Origin of the sequence: Bradyrhizobium sp. SZCCHNRI1009 (assembly GCF_032487575.1) — a bacterium.
Classification (GTDB): Bacteria; Pseudomonadota; Alphaproteobacteria; order Rhizobiales; family Xanthobacteraceae; genus Bradyrhizobium.
Genome location: NZ_JAUEUL010000010.1, coordinates 72,818 through 89,037 on the forward strand (window position 1 = coordinate 72,818; position 16,220 = coordinate 89,037).

The following is a 16,220-nucleotide window of genomic DNA, read 5'->3' on the forward strand; positions in this document are numbered from 1 at the left end:
CGAAGCCGTTAACATGGAAACGCCGGTCAAGGTCGAGTTCGACAATTTCGAGCACGGCTTTCCGGAGGGCTTCGGTCCCGGCCGCTGGGGCTATCTGGCCTACGGCATCGGTCTCGCGTTCGCGGTGTTCCAGCTCTACGTCGCCGCCTTCAACTATCTGCCGAGCCAGGTCGTGCGCGGCGTCCATGTCGGCTTCCTGCTGCTGCTCACCTTCGGCCTGATCGGCAACTTCACCGCCAGGACCGATGCGGGACGGATCGCGGGCTGGACCGTCGGCGCCATCGGCTTCCTCTGCGGCCTCTATCAGTGGATCTTCTACGCCGACCTGATCGCGCGCGATGGCGATCCGACCCGCGTCGATCTCGTGGTCGGAACCCTGCTGGCGGTCCTGATCTTCGAGGGCACGCGCCGGCTGATGGGACTCGCGCTGCCGCTGATGTGCGGCGCCTGCCTGTTGTACTGGTTCTTCGGCCAGTATCTGCCGGCGCCGCTCAACCATCGCGGTTATGATTTCGATCAGATCGTCACGCATCTGTCGTTTGGCACCGAGGGCTTCTACGGCGTGCCGATCTACGTCTCGGCGACCTACATCTTCCTGTTCATCCTGTTCGGCTCGTTCCTCGAGCATGCCGGCATGATCCAGCTGTTCACCGACGTCTCGCTCGGCCTGTTCGGTCGCACCCGCGGCGGTCCGGCCAAGGTCGCGGTATTCGCCTCGGGCATGATGGGCACGATCTCGGGCTCGGGCGTCGCCAATGTCGTCACCGTCGGCCAGTTCACGATTCCGCTGATGATCCGGTTCGGCTACCGCCGCGCCTTTGCGGCCGGCGTCGAAGCCACCGCGTCGATGGGCGGCCAGATCATGCCGCCCGTGATGGGCGCCGTCGCCTTCATCATGGCCGAGACGCTGGGCGTCGACTACTCGGTGATCGTCAAGGCCGCCGTGATCCCGGCGATCCTGTATTTCGCCTCGGCGTTCTGGATGGTGCACCTGGAGGCCGGCAAGCACGGCCTGACCGGCATGAAGCCGTCGGAGATCCCGAGCGCCTGGAAGGCGCTGGTGGCGCGCTGGTATCTCGTGCTGCCGCTCGCCGCGCTGGTCTACATGCTGTTCGAGGGCTTCACGCCGCTGTATGCGGGCTCGATGGGACTCGCGCTGACGGTGGCGCTGATCCTGGGCACCTCGATCACCATGGGCTTCTCCAACCAGGTGCTGCGCTACGTCTTCTGGATCGGGCTCGCGCTCGTCGTCGGCGCGCTGTCGCGCAACGGCCTGCAGATCATTCCCGTCGCCTCCGTCGTCGTCGCGCTCATCGTCATCACCGGCTTCGTGCGCGGCGGCATGGGCACCTTGCACGCCTGCCGCGATTCTCTGGCGGAAAGTGCGAAGTCGGCGCTGACCGTCGGCATGGCCTGCGCGATCGTCGGCGTCATCATCGGCATGATGACGCAGACCGGCGTCGGCTCGATCTTCGGCGGCTGGGTGATCGGCCTCGGCAAGACCAGCCTGTTCGCGGCGCTGATCATGACCATGCTGCTGTCGATCCTGCTCGGCACCGGCATCCCGACCATCCCGACCTACATCATCACCGCGGCGCTCGCAGCCCCCGCGCTCGCCAAGCTGGGCGTGCCGCTGATCGCGAGTCACATGTTTGCGTTCTACTACGGCATCATGGCCGACCTTTCGCCACCGGTTGCGCTGGCCGCGCTGGCCGCCGCCCCGATCGCCAAGGAGAATCCCGACAAGATCGGGTGGGAGGCGATGCGGATCGCGCTCGCCGGCTATGTCATTCCGTTTCTGTTCGTCTACTCGCCCGCGCTGATGCTGCAGCCAGGTGACCCGATGGAGGCGCAACTCGGCTTCATCGGCGCGGTGACGTATGCTTCCGTCAAGGCGCTGATCTCGATCGGCTTGTTCGGCATGGTGGCGATCGGCTTCCTGTACGTGCGCATGACCCTGGTCGAGCGCCTGCTGGCGTTTGTCGCGTCGGTCTGCCTGCTCGGCGAATTTCCCTACAGCGACATGCTGGGATTTGCACTGGCGGTGGTGATCGTGGCGTGGCAGTGGCGGCAGCGGCCGCCGGCTGCCGTGGCGGCCTCCGCTTGAGCCTCTGCCTCGCGTCATCGGGTGTGGTGAAGGCGCTGGCCCTCGCCGGCTTCACCTTGGCCTGGACCCACTCGGTCGAGAAGACCGCGTGGCAGGAGGACTGGCGCGTCACGCCTGACGGTCTCGAACTGGTGCAGGCCCGCGTCAAGGGCTCCGGCGCCGGCATGGAGCCGCCGCCGGAGGCACGGCTGGTCGATGGCTGGTTCCAATGGCAGGCCCAGCGGGGTCCGCTGTCGCGGATCGTGCTCGCCAATTCCGGCGCGGCCGGCGAGTGGCGCATCTGCGCGGACGGGCAATGCCGGACGCTGTCGGACATCTTCGGCCATGACATCGGCGCCGCGACGATCACGATGAGCGCCTGTACCGAATAACGAACAAACGACGGGAGAACGCGATGGATCGTCTCAGGGGCAAGGTGGCGCTGGTGGTCGGTGCGGGCTCGATCGGGCCGGGCTGGGGCAACGGCAAGGCCACGGCCGTGACCTTTGCGCGGCAGGGCGCCAAGGTGTTCTGCGTCGACCGCAACAAGGACGCCGCCGCGGAGACGGCCTCGATCATTTCAGGCGAAGGCGGGCAGGCCGAGGCGTTCACCGCCGATGTCTCGAAGGCCGTCGAGGTCGAGGCGATGGTGAAGGCTTGCGTTGCCGCCTATGGCCGCATCGACGTGCTCGACAACAATGTCGGCATTGCCGAGATGGGCAGCGTGGTCGATGTCGATGAAGCGGAATGGGACCGCGTGTTCGCGGTCAACCTGAAGAGCGCCTATCTCGCCATGAAGCACGTCATTCCAGTGATGATCGGGCAGGGCGGCGGCTCCATCATCAACATCTCCTCAGTGGCCTCGATCCGCCAGGTCGGCATTTCCTATGTCAGCTATGGCGCCAGCAAGGCGGCGATGAACCAGATGACACGTACGACCGCGGTCGAGTTCGCGCCGAAGCACGTCCGCGTCAATGCGATCCTGCCTGGGCTGATGAAGACGCCGATGGTCGAGCACTCCGCGGGGCTGGCCGCGAGCTACGCCAAGGGCGATGTCGAGGAGATGTGGAAGAAGCGGGATGCGCAGGTGCCGATGGGACATATGGGCGACGCCTTCGACGTCGCCAATGCCGCCTTGTTCCTCGCCTCCGACGAGTCGCGCTATGTCACCGGCACCATGCTTGTGGTCGATGGCGGACTGACCTGCAGAAGCTAACTCTCTCTGCGTCATTGCGAGCGAAGCGAAGCAATCCAGGGCCGAGCAAGGACTCTGGATTGCTTCGTCGCCTGCGGCTCCTCGCAATGACGAGGTGCGATACACTGCGCGATTATTGCGCCATTGCCAGCATGCTGCCGCCGATCGCGTGCCACGCCGACGTCACGCTGATCGGCCAGTTCAGCAGCTTCACGGCGATCAGCGCGAGTCCGCCATAGATGTAGACCGGGTGGACGCGTCCGAACGTGCGGCGGTCGTGGATGATCGCGACGACGAGCAGCAGGTAGGCGACGAAGGCCGGCGGGATCGTCACGAACACCGGCGGCGGGCCGAGCGGACCGGGGGGCGCCAGGAATGTCAGGAACCAGCGCGCCACGGCGGCGTCCAGCAGCGAGATGCCGGCGAGCAGCATCAGCCGCTTGTGGGTTTCCGGCCGGCGCAGATGGATAACCGCGAGCGTAAAGACCACGGCAAAGAAGGCGATGCCGCTGAGCGGCACGATGGCGAAGGCGATGCCCTCGTTGGCCTGCCCCATCGCCGCGGAACGCTTCATCGCCTCGATAGCAACGAGGAAGCCAAAGATCGTCATCGCCGTGGCGAGCGATACGCCGAAGATGCCGAACGAGCGGTGCCACGCCGTGCGTCCGGATGCGGCAAGCCAGCTCTGCAGCGCGAAATACAAGGTCCAGGTGAAGAACAGGAAGCCGTGGAAATGAATCACGGGCGCGCCGGAGAATGAGCCGCGGGCCAGTGGCAGCCAGTAGGTCGGCGCGAAGCCGATGATCGCAATGGCCATGCAGGCCAGAGCCATGTTGAAATAGAAATAGCGCGCAGGGGACTCAACGACGCCGCGTGCGCGCGAATTGTCGGTCAGAATAGTCATGCGGTTGTGTCTGCGGGAACCGCAACAGGTTCAAATGACGATCGAGGACGTCGCCGGGGCGCGCATCCACAACATCTTGAAGGGAATGCGCGGCACGATCACGCGCATTTCAGCCGGGGGCCGCGATCAGCTCGCGAGCCCCATTCGCAAGGGTTGCCTTCTGCAGGAAAGGACTGTCGCACCGCTGCTGCCGCTGTATAGTTGAAGTCGCCGCAGAGGCGGTTACGCCCCGCGCGCCGTGCCGGATCGCCCACCACCTGAGAGAGCCATCTGCCTTGACCTCATCCGCCTCCTCATGGGTTGCAGCCGGTCGCCGGGATGGGCTGCTGCGCCTTGCCGCGCTGGTCACGCTCGGATGGCTGGCTTCGACCCAGGCCCATGCGGTCGGCGCGGCCGAGCCTGGCAAGGAGCCGGCGGTGGATGCCGGTGCCTGCATGGCGGCCTCGGAGGCGCGCGATGGCGACAAGGTGCTGACCGAATGCGGCGCCGTGATCGACAATCCCAAGGCCGCGAGGGCCGATCGCATCAACGCACTGATCGCGCGCGCCTCGATCTTCATCACCAGGGGTGAGATCGATCGCGCCATCGCCGATTACGGCGTCACCTTGCAGCTCAACCCGACGCTCGCCAGCATCTTCAATGCACGCGGCGAACTGCATCGCAAGAAGGGCGACCGTCCGAAGGCGCTGGCCGATTTCGCCGCGGCGCTGCGGCTCAATCCGGATCACGCCAGCGCCCGCAGCAACTATCACGCGCTCGCAGTGGAGCTCGAGCGCATGGGCGCGCAGATGGCCGTCGCGGGCCGGCCGAGCTTCAATTGCTCCGCGGCGCGGCGCGCCGTGGAAAAGGCGATCTGCGCCGATCCGGAGCTCGCCAATCTCGATCGCGAGATCGATGGCGCGCAGGCCCGCGTCGTTCGCGAGGCGGCCGGCCCCGCCGCGGCACGCGCCCTGCAGCGCGAACAGGACGCGTTCATCGCGCGGCGCAACGCCGGCTTTGGCAGGCCCGGCTACGATCTCAAAAAGGCGATGCAGGACCGCCTGCGGCGGCTGAACGGCGTCGACGGCTATTGATCATCGGCGTGGCCGCTTGAACCGGGTTCCGGCCGGAGACGACAACGGGGGAGATCAGCGTCTCAACCCGCAACAGTCGAAATTCCGAGCCCACGCCGATGCACGCTTTCATCCATTCGATTTCATCCCGCTCATCCTACCTCGCGCTGCGTCTTGCGGCCGGCCTCGTCCTTGGCCTCGGGGCCCAGCCTGCATTCGCCGCGGACCCCGAATGCGCTTTGGGCAGCAAGGCGCCACCGTCCGAACTCATTGCCGCCTGCTCGACCGCAATCCAGCAGGCATCGAATTCGCCCAAGGATCAATCCATCGCCCTGGTCGCCCGCGCCGACGCCCGTGCCCGCACCTCGGGCGGCATGACCCAGGCCCTGAAGGACCTCGACCGTGCCATCGCGCTCGACGGCAAGAATGCGCGCGCCTACCGGCTGCGTGGCGACCTGATGCGCGAGGCCGGTGGCGATGCCGGCAAGGCGGCGGCCGATCTGAGCATGGCGATCTCGCTCGATCCGAATGACGCCGAAGCCTATGAGCTGCGTGGCGTTGTCTATACCGAGCAGCGCCGTCTCGATCGCGCTCTGGCCGACTACGGCCAGGCGATCCGGCTGAAGCGCGACTTCGCGCAGGCCTATGCCGACCGCGGCGTCGCCTTCTACCTGCGCGGCGACAATGAGAAGGCGGTGCGCGACTATGACGAGGCGATCCGGCTCGACCCCGAACGTCCCCGCACTTTCACCAACCGTGCCGCCGCCTACAAGAAGCTCGGCCAGATGGACAAGGCGCTGGCCGATGACGACGAGGCGATCCGGCGCGATCCGAAGGTGTCGGAATATTACGACAATCGCGGCCTCACCTACGCCGCCATGAAGGAGTACGACAAGGCGATCGCCGATTATGACCAGGCGATCCGGATGGAGCAGCGGGCGAATTTCCTCACCAATCGCGGCGATTCCCATCAGTTCAAGAACGAGCTCGGCGCGGCCCTCGGCGACTACGACGCTGCGCTGCGGATCGATCCGAATTTCGCGCTCGCCTACAACAACCGTGCGGTGCTGTACAAGAAGATGGGCGAACGCGCCAAGGCGCTGGCGGATTACGAGGCGGCGCTGCGGCTGGATCCCGGCAACGACAATGCCATCGCCGGCCGGCGCGTCATGCTGGCCGAGATCAAGACGTTCGGCGCCGAGCCGCCGCGCCCGTTGAATGCGCCTTCGGAGCGCAGCGGGCCGTCGTTCGAATGCACCACCGCCGTGCGCGAGGTCGAGAAGGTCATCTGTGCCGACCCGCAGCTGTCGGTGCTGGACCTCGGCATCGCCGAGAGCTACGCTCGCCGGCTCAAATCGTCCCGTGGTCGCCTTGCGGCCGAACTGCGCAGCGCACAGCGTGACTTCATCGCCGAACGGAATGCCCGGTTCGGCAAGCCCGGCTACGACCTTCGTCTAGCCCTGCAGCGACGTTTGGACATGCTGCGCGACGCAGGGCATTGATCCGCCCGGGAAAGTGACCGGACTCCAGGTTGCGCCTGATCTGGATCAATTCATGACGGCTTGAACTGTCGCTTTGTCCCGTGACAATACTCGGGAATAAACACAGATCTTGGGGAAACGTCATGAGCGCTGCGAGCCGCTATCACGAGGTCCATGCACGGTCGCTGCAGGACCCGGAAGGGTTCTGGGCCGAGGCCGCCCGCGCGATCGACTGGATCGAGCCGGCCAAGACCATCTTCGATCCCGCGATGGGCGCCTATGGCCGCTGGTTTGCCGGGGCCGTCGTCAACACCTGCTACAATGCGCTCGACCGTCACGTCGCCGCAGGCCGCGGCGATCAGCTGGCGCTGATCCACGATTCGCCGCTCACCGGCTCGGTCACGAAGCTCACTTATGCCGACATGCTGAAGGAGGTGCAGACGCTCGCCGCGATCATGCAGGATTTCGGCGTGGCCAAGGGCGACCGCGTCATCCTCTATATGCCGATGGTGCCGGAGGCCATGGTGGCGATGCTCGCCTGCGCGCGCATCGGCGCGGTGCATTCGGTGGTGTTCGGCGGCTTCGCCGCCAAGGAGCTCGCCACCCGCATCGACGACGCCACGCCGAAGCTCGTGCTGTCGGCGAGCTGCGGCATCGAGCCCGGCCGCATCGTGCAGTACAAGCCGCTGCTCGACCAGGCGATCGAGCTCGCCGACAAGAGGCCCAAGGCCTGCATCGTCCTGCAGCGTCCCGAGCATGTCTGCGAGCTCAAGCCCGGCCGCGACTACGACTGGGCGGCGCTGCGCAAATCCGCGCTCGCCAATGGCAAGCTGGCACCATGCGTGCCGGTGCTGGCGACCGATCCGCTCTACATCCTCTACACGTCCGGCACGACCGGCAAGCCGAAGGGCGTGGTGCGGGACAATGGCGGGCACCTCGTCGCGCTGAAATGGTCGATGGAGAATCTCTACGGCATCAAGCCGGGTGAGGTCTGGTGGTGCGCCTCCGACATCGGCTGGGTGGTCGGCCACAGCTACATCATCTACGGCCCGCTGATCCATGGCGCGACCTCGGTGATGTATGAGGGCAAGCCGGTCGGAACGCCCGATGCCGGCGCGTTCTGGCGCGTCATCAGCGATCACAAGGCGGTCGCTCTGTTCACCGCGCCCACGGCATTCCGCGCCATCCGCAAGGAGGATCCGGAAGGCACTTTCCTGCGCAAATATGATCTATCGCATTTCCGCACCCTGTTCCTGGCCGGCGAGCGCGCCGATCCGCCGACGGTGGAATGGGCCGAGCAGCAATTGAAGGTGCCGGTGATCGACCACTGGTGGCAGACCGAGACCGGCTGGTGCATCGCCGGCAATCCGGTGGGCATCGGGCTATTGCCGGTCAAGCACGGCTCGCCGACGGTTCCTATGCCGGGCTACCAGGTCGACATCGTCGACGAAGCCGCCAAGCCCGTGCCCGCCAACACGATGGGCTCGATCGTGATCAAGCTGCCGATGCCGCCGGGCTGCCTGCCGACCTTGTGGCAGCAGGAGGAGCGCTTCAAGGAATCCTATCTCAGCGAATTCCCCGGCTACTACAAGACCTCCGATGCCGGCTACAAGGACGAGGACGGCTATATCTTCGTGATGGGCCGCACCGACGATATCATCAATGTCGCCGGCCACAGGCTGTCGACCGGCGGCATGGAAGAGATATTGGCGTCGCATCCCGACGTCGCGGAATGCGCCGTGCTCGGCATCAAGGATGCGATCAAGGGCGAGGTGCCCTGCGGCTTCATCGTGCTCAAGGCCGGCGTCTCGCGCAGCCCGTCGCAGATCGAAAAGGAGATCGTGGCGCTGGTGCGCGACAAGCTCGGACCGGTCGCCGCGTTCAAGCTCGCCATCACCGTCGGCCGGCTGCCGAAGACGCGCTCCGGCAAGATCCTGCGCGGCACGATCAAGAAGATCGCCGACGGCGAGCAATGGAGCATGCCGGCCACGATCGAGGATCCCAAGGTGCTCGAGGAAATCGGCGAGGCACTGAAGAGCCGGGTGTAGCGTCACGCTGCTCAGGTTACCGGGCGGCGCGGGTCACTCTCAAGCCTCTCCATGAACACGCAAACAGCGTGTTCATGGTCCCGTATGCAGCGGCCGCTCCGTCGCTTGCCCCTCATGGTGAGGAGCGCCGACAGGCGCGTCTCGAACCATGAGGCTGCAGTGGGGGCCTCGCCTTCGAGACGCCCGCCTCTGGCGGGCTCCTCAGGGTGAGGAGCACAAGTTGCACTCGAACACGGCTCTGCCCTGGAGCATCATGAGGCGTCGACATCCGCGCCCTCGGGCTTGACCCGGGCGCCCATTGTCGTCAAGCAACGGGCCGGACCGCCCGATTGACGAGAATGGAACGTTCGATGCGACAGACCTCCGCCCGCCTGGCCCTGGTGCTGATGGCCGTGCTTTCGCTCTCGGCCTGCGCCTCGCGCAACCAGGGTCCTGCGGTGGCGCTCGGCAATGACGATGATGATGCGGTCTGTCAGGCCGGCGGCAAGGTCGCGCCGGGCTCCGCCGAATATGTCGCCTGCCGCAAGGACCGCGACGTGCAGCGGCAGCGCGCCGAGGCGCGTGCCGACCGCCGGCAGCGCGATCTCGGCGAATACATGATGAACCACCCCGACCGGCCCTGAGCGCCAGTGCAAGCGCCTCTCATGGCGCGTGACTTCGATGCAACAGTTGCGTGACATCGGCGCTGCAACAATGCCGATTGATTAAGATCAAATCCAACTCCATGGCGTCCCTGCCACATCTGTGACCGCAAGGCGCGGCCGTGCCCGCGCAGATGTTGCTCAAGGGTGGCTATGGGGATCTCGATGAACAGGATGTTGAAACTCTCGTCGTCGCTGCTGGTGCTGGCGGCGATCTGCGGAGCCATGGGCTCGGCGCAAGCAGCCGACCTGCAGGCGGCGCCGGTCTACACCAAGGCGCCGGTGGTCGAGGCGTGGAATCCGTGGATGCTCCGTGTCCGCGCGCTGGGCGTGCTGCCGGATGCCGGCGGCTCCACCGTGAACGTGACCGGCGTGCCGGCGCTGTCGTCGCCGAATTCCGGCCTGTCGATCTCCAACTCGGTCGTGCCCGAGCTCGACATCAGCTACTTCTTCACCAGGAACATCGCGGCCGAGCTGATCCTCGGCGTCACCCGGCATTCCATCGGCGGCACCGGTTCGCTCGACGGTCTCAACATGGGCAAGGCTTGGCTGCTGCCGCCGACGCTGACCCTGCAATATCACTTCACCGATTTCGGCGCCTTCAAACCCTATGTCGGCGCGGGCGTGAACTACACGGTCTTCTTCAACCAGAGCGCCGCAAACCAGGTGTGGAACGGCCTTGCCGTCACCAACCTGCACATCTCCAACCAGTGGGGCGCCGCGGTCCAGTTCGGCTTCGACTACATGCTCGACAGGCACTGGGGCCTGAACGTCGACGTGAAGAAGCTGTGGCTGCAGCCGAACTACTCGGCGACCGTCAACGGCGCAATTCCGGTCACCGGCCGCGCCAACATCGATCCGTGGCTGGTCGGCGTCGGCGTCACCTACAAGTTCTGATTTGTCGCGTTCCTCCCAAGACTGCATGGCGCCGGCATCCCCGGCGCCATTTTTTTGGGGGAGAATTGCTGCTGGCTAGTTTTGAGTTTGGCTGGAGCTCACGCCTCCCCCACCGCTGTCGTCCCGGCCTTGAGCCGGGACCCATACGCCGCGGCGGGAATGAAGGACGAGGCGCTTAGCCACGACCGGCTTGGGCCGTTCCGCAAGCCTGTGGTTATGGGTCCCCGCGTTCGCGGGGACGACACCGATGATTGTGGCAGGCGCTGTTGATGGCCGATAGAGATGGACGCCGCGCGTCCTACTCTTCGTCCTCGTCCTGCTTCTTGCCGCCGATGGTCTTGAGCTTGGCGAACACGGCGTCGACGTTGAGATCGTCCTCGTCGCGGCCCGCCGGCTCGTACTCGTCCTTGCGGGTGGTCTCGGAGGCCGGCAGCAGGGTGGCGCCGCTGTAATTGGCGTCGAGCGGCTTTTCCTTGGCGGCGCGCTGGACCTCGAAGTCGAGCTCGATCTGCGAGCACAGGCCGAGCGTCACCGGATCCATCGGCGTCAGCGTCTGCGCGTTCCAATGGGTGCGGTCGCGCACGCTGGCGATCGTGGTCTTGGTGGTGCCGACCAGGCGCATGATCTGGGCGTCCTTGAGCTCGGGATGGTTCCGCACCAGCCAGAGGATGGCGCTCGGGCGCTCGTGGCGGCGCGACACCGGGGTGTAGCGGGGGCCCTTGCGCTTGGGCTGCGGCGGCAGCACCACCTTGCTCTCCTGCAACCGCAGGCGGTAGTTCGGGTCGCGCTCGGCCTTCTCGATCTCCTCGCGGGTGAGCTGCCCGGTCGAGATCGGATCCATGCCCTTGATGCCCTGGGCGGCGTCCCCGTCGGCGATGGCGCGCACCTCGAGCGGGTGCATCTTGGTAAAATCGGCGACCTGGTCGAAGGTCAACGCAGTATTGTCGACCAGCCACACGGCAGTTGCCTTCGGCATCAGCGGGGCGTTGCTCATGGCAAATCTCCTTTGTGCTCCGCCCCGGCCCTGGGAGGCGAAACCTGTGGTCATCGGCGATGACGGGAATTGGCCCTATATAAGCCGTCCCGGGGGCGGGGCGCAATGGCCTGGAGAAAACGGCCTTGACAGCGCTCGAAAGCAGTCCCAAGTCCTACCCAAACGAGTGTCAGACCCAAGCTCTTCGCGTATCGACCGCCCCCGCTTGCCGGCCCGGGGGTCCGTGGTCGCCGAAACCAGCCCGCACAGATCAGCTCAGACCAGCCCCATGGCAGCCAAACCAGACCTCAAAATCGTGCTTTGCTCGCCGCGCGGCTTCTGCGCCGGCGTGGTGCGCGCCATCGACACCGTGGAACGGGCGCTCGCCATCTATGGCGCCCCGGTCTATGTCCGCCACGAGATCGTGCACAACAAATACGTCGTCGACAGCCTGAAGACCAAGGGCGCCATCTTCGTCGAGGAGCTGGCGGAGATTCCCGACAGTACCAACGCACCGGTGGTCTTTTCGGCGCATGGCGTGCCGAAGTCGGTTCCCGCCGAGGCCCAGGCGCGCAATTTCTTCTCCCTGGACGCGACCTGCCCGCTGGTGACCAAGGTCCACCGCGAGGCCGCGATCCATTTCAAGCGCGGCCGCGAGATCCTGCTGATCGGCCATTCGCACCATCCGGAGGTGGTCGGCACGGTCGGCCAGCTTCCGGCCGGCGCCGTGACCCTGATCGAGACCGCCGAGGACGCGGCGACCTTCACCCCGAAGGACCCGGACAACCTCGCCTTTGTCACCCAGACCACGCTGTCGATCGACGACACCAAGGACATCGTCGCGATCCTCAAGGGCCGGTTCCCGAACATCTCGGGCCCGCACAAGGAGGACATCTGCTACGCCACCACCAACCGCCAGCTGGCGGTCAAGAAGGTGGCCCCGGTGGTCGACGCGCTGATCGTGGTCGGTGCGCCGAACTCGTCGAACTCGCAGCGCCTGCGCGAGGTCGCCGAGCGCGAGGGCTGCCCGATTGCGGTGCTGGCGCAGCGTGCCTCGGACATCGACTGGGCGCGCTTCGAGGGCATCAAGAGCCTGGGCATCACCGCCGGTGCCTCGGCGCCGGAGGTGATCGTCGAGGAGATCATGGGTGCCTTTGCCGAGCGCTACGTGCTGCATGTCGAGACGGTGTCGGCGGCCGAGGAGAACGAGTTCTTCCCGCTGCCGCGCTCGCTGCGTCCGGAAGCGGCCGCCGAGTAAGCCGGCCGCTTGTTTTCCGCCCTCGGCGGCCTCTCGGCCTTGAACCCGGCGCCGGCATGCGCGATGAAGGGCGCAACGGGCCTGTCCGGTGATGAAGTTCGCATCGGAGAGGCGGGGGCAGGCGAACTTCGACAACTGGGATAGCGCATGGCGGTCTATACCGACGTCGCCGCCGACGAGCTTGCGGACTTCCTCAAGACCTACGACATCGGCGAATTGCTGTCCTACAAGGGCATCGCCGAAGGGGTCGAAAACTCCAACTTCCTGCTCCACACCACCAAGGGCTCCTACATCCTCACGCTGTACGAGAAGCGCGTGGCGGTGGACGACCTGCCGTATTTTCTGGGACTGATGGCGCATCTGGCCGAGCGCGGCGTGAGCTGTCCGCAGCCGGCGCGCAATCGGGACGGCGCGGTGTATTCGAGCCTGTCCGGCCGGCCCGCGGCGATCATCAACTTCCTGGAAGGCATGTGGCCGCGCAAGCCGAACGTCACCCACTGCGCCGGGGTCGGTGCGGCGCTGGCGCAGATGCACCTCGCCGGACGCGACTTTCCGCTGGTGCGCAAGAATCCGCTCTCGGTGTCCGGCTGGCGCTCGCTGTTCGCCCAGGCGGGCGACCGCGCCGACACGGTGCAGGCCGGCCTCTCCGCGCTGCTGTCGACCGAGCTCGATCATCTCTCGCGCGCATGGCCGACGGATCTGCCGGAGGGCGTCATCCATGCCGACCTGTTTCCGGACAACGTGTTCTTCCTCGGCGACAAGCTCTCGGGGCTGATCGACTTCCCGTTCTCCTGCAACGACATTCTGGCGTATGACGTCGCGATCTGTCTCAACGCCTGGTGCTTCGAGTCCGATCATTCGCTGAACGTCACCAAGGCGCGCGCCTTCTTCAACGCCTATGGCCGCGTCCGGCCGCTGTCGGAGGCGGAGCTGGAGGCGCTGCCGCTGCTGGCACGAGGCGCGGCGATCCGCTTCCTGCTGACGCGGCTGGTGGACTGGCTCAACGTGCCGCCGGGCGCGCTGGTCAAGCCGAAGGATCCGCTGGAATACGCCCGCAAGCTGCGCTTCCACCAGGCGGTGACCAGCGTGCGCGACTACGGCATCGGTGGAGCAGTGGCGTGAGCGAGCATCCGGTCGTCAGCATCTACACCGACGGCGCCTGCTCGGGGAATCCCGGGCCCGGCGGCTGGGGTGCGATCCTGCGCTTCGGCGACAAGGAGAAGGAGCTCAAGGGCGGCGAGCCGCACACCACCAACAACCGCATGGAGTTGATGGCCGCCATCTCGGCGCTGGAAGCGCTGAAGAAGTCGTGCCAGGTCGAGCTCTACACCGACAGCCAATATGTCCGGCAGGGCATCACCGGCTGGATCCATGGCTGGAAACGCAACGGCTGGAAGACCGCCGACAAGAAGCCGGTCAAGAACGCCGAGCTGTGGCAGCGGCTCGACGCCGCGCTGAAGCCGCACAAGGTCAACTGGCACTGGGTCAAGGGCCATGCGGGGCACGCCGAGAACGAGCGCGCCGACCAGCTCGCGCGCGATGGGGTGGCGATGGCGCGGATGCAGAAGAACGTGCGAGGCTGACCCGATCGCCACGGTCGATCGTCATCGATCGTGGCGTCGCCTTCTCGTCACGTCCCTCCGAGTGGGCTGCGCTCGATGGCGAAATCGTCAAGCAAGGGGGAGCTGCGGCCTCCGATCAGCGTCGCGACGAGCTCCGAGGCGAGGTAGCTGAACGTGATTCCATTGCCGCCATATCCGTAGGCGCCGTATACGTTCTTATAGCCCGGGACGACGCCGATCAGAGGCAGCCCGTCATCGGTCGTGTCGAATGTTCCGGACCATTGATAGTCGGTATCGAGAATAGCGTGCGGCCATAGGGCCGAGAGTTCTGCAGCCAGGCGCCGCGACTTCTCCGGGATGGCATGGTCACGAGCGTCCGGCTCGATGAGCTCGTCGTCGTCCTCGCCTCCGAAGATGATCCGCCCGTCCGGTGTGGTGCGGGCATAGTGATAGTCGTCGCTGGCCTCCCAGATCAGAACCTCGTCCTTCCAGAGATTCTGCGGCTGGGGCACGGTGGCAATGGCCCAGCTCGACGTCACGCGATGGATCGTCGGCTTGACGATTCGGGGGATCGCGTAGCCGGTTGCCAGCACGACGTGACGAGCCTCGATCTCGTGACCGTCGTCGAGGCCGACGGTCACCCTTGCTTTCCCGCAGTCGAAGAAGACGGCATTGCCTTGAACAAGGTGTGCGCCTCGCGACCGCGCCAGGGACAGCAGGCCGCCTGCCAACTGCACCGGGTCAGCGTCGGCGGCACCGGGGGACAGGATCGCGCCCGCTCGGGCGAAGCCGAAATTGTCGAGGAGAGTGCGGTGATCAAGGAAGATGCCGGGCAGCCCGGCTCGGGTGCGTTGCGCGAGCTCGTCACGCAAAACCCTCGAGTCGTCATCGCGCGCAAGATAGAGCGACTGGCGGGCCCGCAATTCACCGGGCAGCGTCCGCTCCGAGATCTGGCGCTTCAATTCCGTCACCGCGCGCAGGCTGGCCTGATAGCATCGCGCGGCGCGGTCGAAGCCGATCAGCGACCCAAGCTGCCCGAGTGGTCGATCGATTTCCCACAGCAGCATGGCGGTGCTGGCGGCCGTGCTGCCGCGGCAGGGCTGCTCGCGATCAATCAGGACGACGTCGTGCCCTTCGCGGGTGAGCCGTTCAGCCATCATCGCGCCGGTAATTCCGGCGCCGACGATCAGGACGTCGCAGCGAAAACTCGCGACACCGGCCGCCGTCGAAAACGACGGTACATCCGGCCAGGGCGGCCTGACGCTCCGGACGTCGTCCTGCTGCATTTGTTGCGGCTGATCGTTGAAGATGTCGACCTCCCGGCGAACTGAGGAACCGGCCTCTCTAACGCCGTCATGCAACTTCGGTTCGGCGCAAAATGTCTTCGCGAGGTCACTTCCGAGGCGGTCCATTGCGCGGCCTTTCCCCGGTCGACGGCCGAGCGTGGAGGGCCGGGCTGGGACGTCGACAGCGCGCAAAAAGCAAGGGCCGGGAGAGATTCCCCCGGCCCTTCGCCGCATATCCTGGACTTATCCGTTGGAGTCGGCCGCTCCTAGCGCCTTGACGGTCGAATCCGGATCGAGCCGTCCAGCGCGCCTGATCGCCGTCACAGCTGCCCGAGCAGCGTGTCGCCGCCGGAGACCTCGACCTTGCCCGGGGCGGCTTCGAGGTTCAGCTTGGTGACCGTGCCGTCCTCGACCAGCATCGAGTAGCGCTTCGAGCGGATGCCGAGGCCGGCGCCGGAGGCGTCGAGCTCCATGCCGATCGCCTTGGTGAACTCGGCATTGCCGTCGGCCAGGAACACGGCCTCGTCGCGCTGGTCGGTGTCGCGCTTCCAGGCGTTCATCACGAAGGCGTCGTTGACCGAGACGATCGCGATGGTGTCGACGCCCTTGTCCTTCATCGCATAGGCGTTGAGGAAGATGCTGGGCAGATGCATCTTGTGGCAGGTGCCGGTGTAGGCGCCGGGCACCGCGAACAGCGCGACCTTCTTGCCCTTGAAGATGTCGTCGGTGGTTTTGACCTGCGGGCCTTCGCCGGTCATGACGCGGAATTGGGCCTGCGGCAGCTTATCGCCAACCTTTATGGTCATTCGAGTTACTCCTTCCCCTGGATGTGTCTTG

Annotated in this window: 16 protein-coding genes; 12 read left to right on the forward strand and 4 right to left on the reverse strand. The window is 65.9% G+C overall.

Annotated features, from left to right (window positions below):
- Positions 1-13: 13 nt before the first annotated feature.
- The 3 genes from QX010_RS18750 to QX010_RS18760 are packed head-to-tail and all read left to right on the forward strand — an operon-like array spanning position 14 to position 3,302.
- On the forward strand, positions 14-2,107 hold the full coding sequence (locus tag QX010_RS18750) for a TRAP transporter permease (RefSeq protein ID WP_316181274.1): 2,094 nt from the start codon (positions 14-16) through the stop codon (positions 2,105-2,107).
- Complete coding sequence (locus QX010_RS18755; protein WP_315804629.1) at positions 2,104-2,478, forward strand: DUF1850 domain-containing protein; 375 nt, start codon at positions 2,104-2,106, stop codon at positions 2,476-2,478. The genes QX010_RS18750 and QX010_RS18755 overlap by 4 nt, the downstream gene beginning before the upstream one ends.
- Positions 2,479-2,501: 23 nt before the next feature.
- A complete protein-coding gene (locus tag QX010_RS18760; RefSeq protein WP_315804628.1) occupies positions 2,502-3,302 on the forward strand; it encodes an SDR family oxidoreductase in 801 nt (266 codons plus the stop codon).
- A 112-nt stretch (positions 3,303-3,414) separates the two neighbouring features.
- Here the strand turns inward: QX010_RS18760 and QX010_RS18765 are convergent, their stop codons facing one another.
- Positions 3,415-4,185 carry a hypothetical protein gene (locus QX010_RS18765; RefSeq protein ID WP_316181091.1) on the reverse strand — a complete coding sequence of 257 codons (771 nt, stop codon included), beginning with the start codon at positions 4,183-4,185 and terminating at the stop codon, positions 3,415-3,417.
- A 34-nt stretch (positions 4,186-4,219) separates the two neighbouring features.
- Here QX010_RS18765 and QX010_RS18770 point away from each other — a divergent pair, with 34 nt between their 5' ends.
- The 6 genes from QX010_RS18770 to QX010_RS18795 all read left to right on the forward strand — a co-directional run bounded on the left by QX010_RS18770 (position 4,220) and on the right by QX010_RS18795 (position 10,304).
- Entirely contained in the window at positions 4,220-4,390 is a 171-nt protein-coding gene (locus QX010_RS18770) for a hypothetical protein (RefSeq protein WP_315804626.1), read from the forward strand.
- Positions 4,391-4,508: 118 nt separating this feature from the next.
- The gene (locus tag QX010_RS18775) at positions 4,509-5,258 is read left to right on the forward strand and encodes a tetratricopeptide repeat protein (RefSeq protein ID WP_316181275.1); all 750 of its coding nucleotides are present in this window, start codon (positions 4,509-4,511) and stop codon (positions 5,256-5,258) included.
- 98 nt (positions 5,259-5,356) lie between these two features.
- Positions 5,357-6,739, forward strand: a complete 1,383-nt coding sequence (locus QX010_RS18780) for a tetratricopeptide repeat protein (protein ID WP_316181093.1) — start codon at positions 5,357-5,359, stop codon at positions 6,737-6,739.
- Positions 6,740-6,861: 122 nt separating this feature from the next.
- Positions 6,862-8,766: a propionyl-CoA synthetase gene (locus tag QX010_RS18785; RefSeq protein ID WP_316181095.1), complete on the forward strand. Its 1,905-nt coding sequence runs from the start codon at positions 6,862-6,864 to the stop codon at positions 8,764-8,766.
- Between the two features lie 350 nt (positions 8,767-9,116).
- Positions 9,117-9,389, forward strand: a complete 273-nt coding sequence (locus tag QX010_RS18790; RefSeq protein ID WP_315804623.1) for a hypothetical protein — start codon at positions 9,117-9,119, stop codon at positions 9,387-9,389.
- Between the two features lie 183 nt (positions 9,390-9,572).
- Positions 9,573-10,304, forward strand: a complete 732-nt coding sequence (locus QX010_RS18795) for an OmpW family protein (RefSeq protein ID WP_316181096.1) — start codon at positions 9,573-9,575, stop codon at positions 10,302-10,304.
- A gap of 298 nt (positions 10,305-10,602) precedes the next feature.
- On the opposite strand, the gene QX010_RS18800 is transcribed toward QX010_RS18795, so the two are convergent.
- The gene (locus tag QX010_RS18800) at positions 10,603-11,298 is read right to left on the reverse strand and encodes a DUF1013 domain-containing protein (RefSeq protein ID WP_315804621.1); all 696 of its coding nucleotides are present in this window, start codon (positions 11,296-11,298) and stop codon (positions 10,603-10,605) included.
- 268 nt (positions 11,299-11,566) lie between these two features.
- Between QX010_RS18800 and ispH the strand changes: the two genes are divergently transcribed.
- From ispH to rnhA, 3 genes are all read left to right on the forward strand, one after another.
- Positions 11,567-12,535 carry a 4-hydroxy-3-methylbut-2-enyl diphosphate reductase gene (gene ispH, locus QX010_RS18805; RefSeq protein WP_315804620.1) on the forward strand — a complete coding sequence of 323 codons (969 nt, stop codon included), beginning with the start codon at positions 11,567-11,569 and terminating at the stop codon, positions 12,533-12,535.
- A gap of 147 nt (positions 12,536-12,682) precedes the next feature.
- A complete protein-coding gene (locus QX010_RS18810; protein ID WP_316181099.1) occupies positions 12,683-13,657 on the forward strand; it encodes a homoserine kinase in 975 nt (324 codons plus the stop codon).
- Complete coding sequence (rnhA, locus tag QX010_RS18815) at positions 13,654-14,118, forward strand: ribonuclease HI (RefSeq protein ID WP_315736125.1); 465 nt, start codon at positions 13,654-13,656, stop codon at positions 14,116-14,118. Before QX010_RS18810 ends, rnhA begins: the two co-directional genes overlap by 4 nt.
- 47 nt (positions 14,119-14,165) lie before the next feature.
- Here rnhA and QX010_RS18820 read toward each other — a convergent pair whose 3' ends face one another.
- Together QX010_RS18820 and QX010_RS18825 are read right to left on the reverse strand one after the other, a co-directional pair.
- A complete protein-coding gene (locus tag QX010_RS18820; RefSeq protein ID WP_316181100.1) occupies positions 14,166-15,509 on the reverse strand; it encodes an FAD-dependent oxidoreductase in 1,344 nt (447 codons plus the stop codon).
- 194 nt (positions 15,510-15,703) lie between these two features.
- Positions 15,704-16,189: a peroxiredoxin gene (locus QX010_RS18825; RefSeq protein ID WP_315804617.1), complete on the reverse strand. Its 486-nt coding sequence runs from the start codon at positions 16,187-16,189 to the stop codon at positions 15,704-15,706.
- Positions 16,190-16,220: the final 31 nt, after the last annotated feature.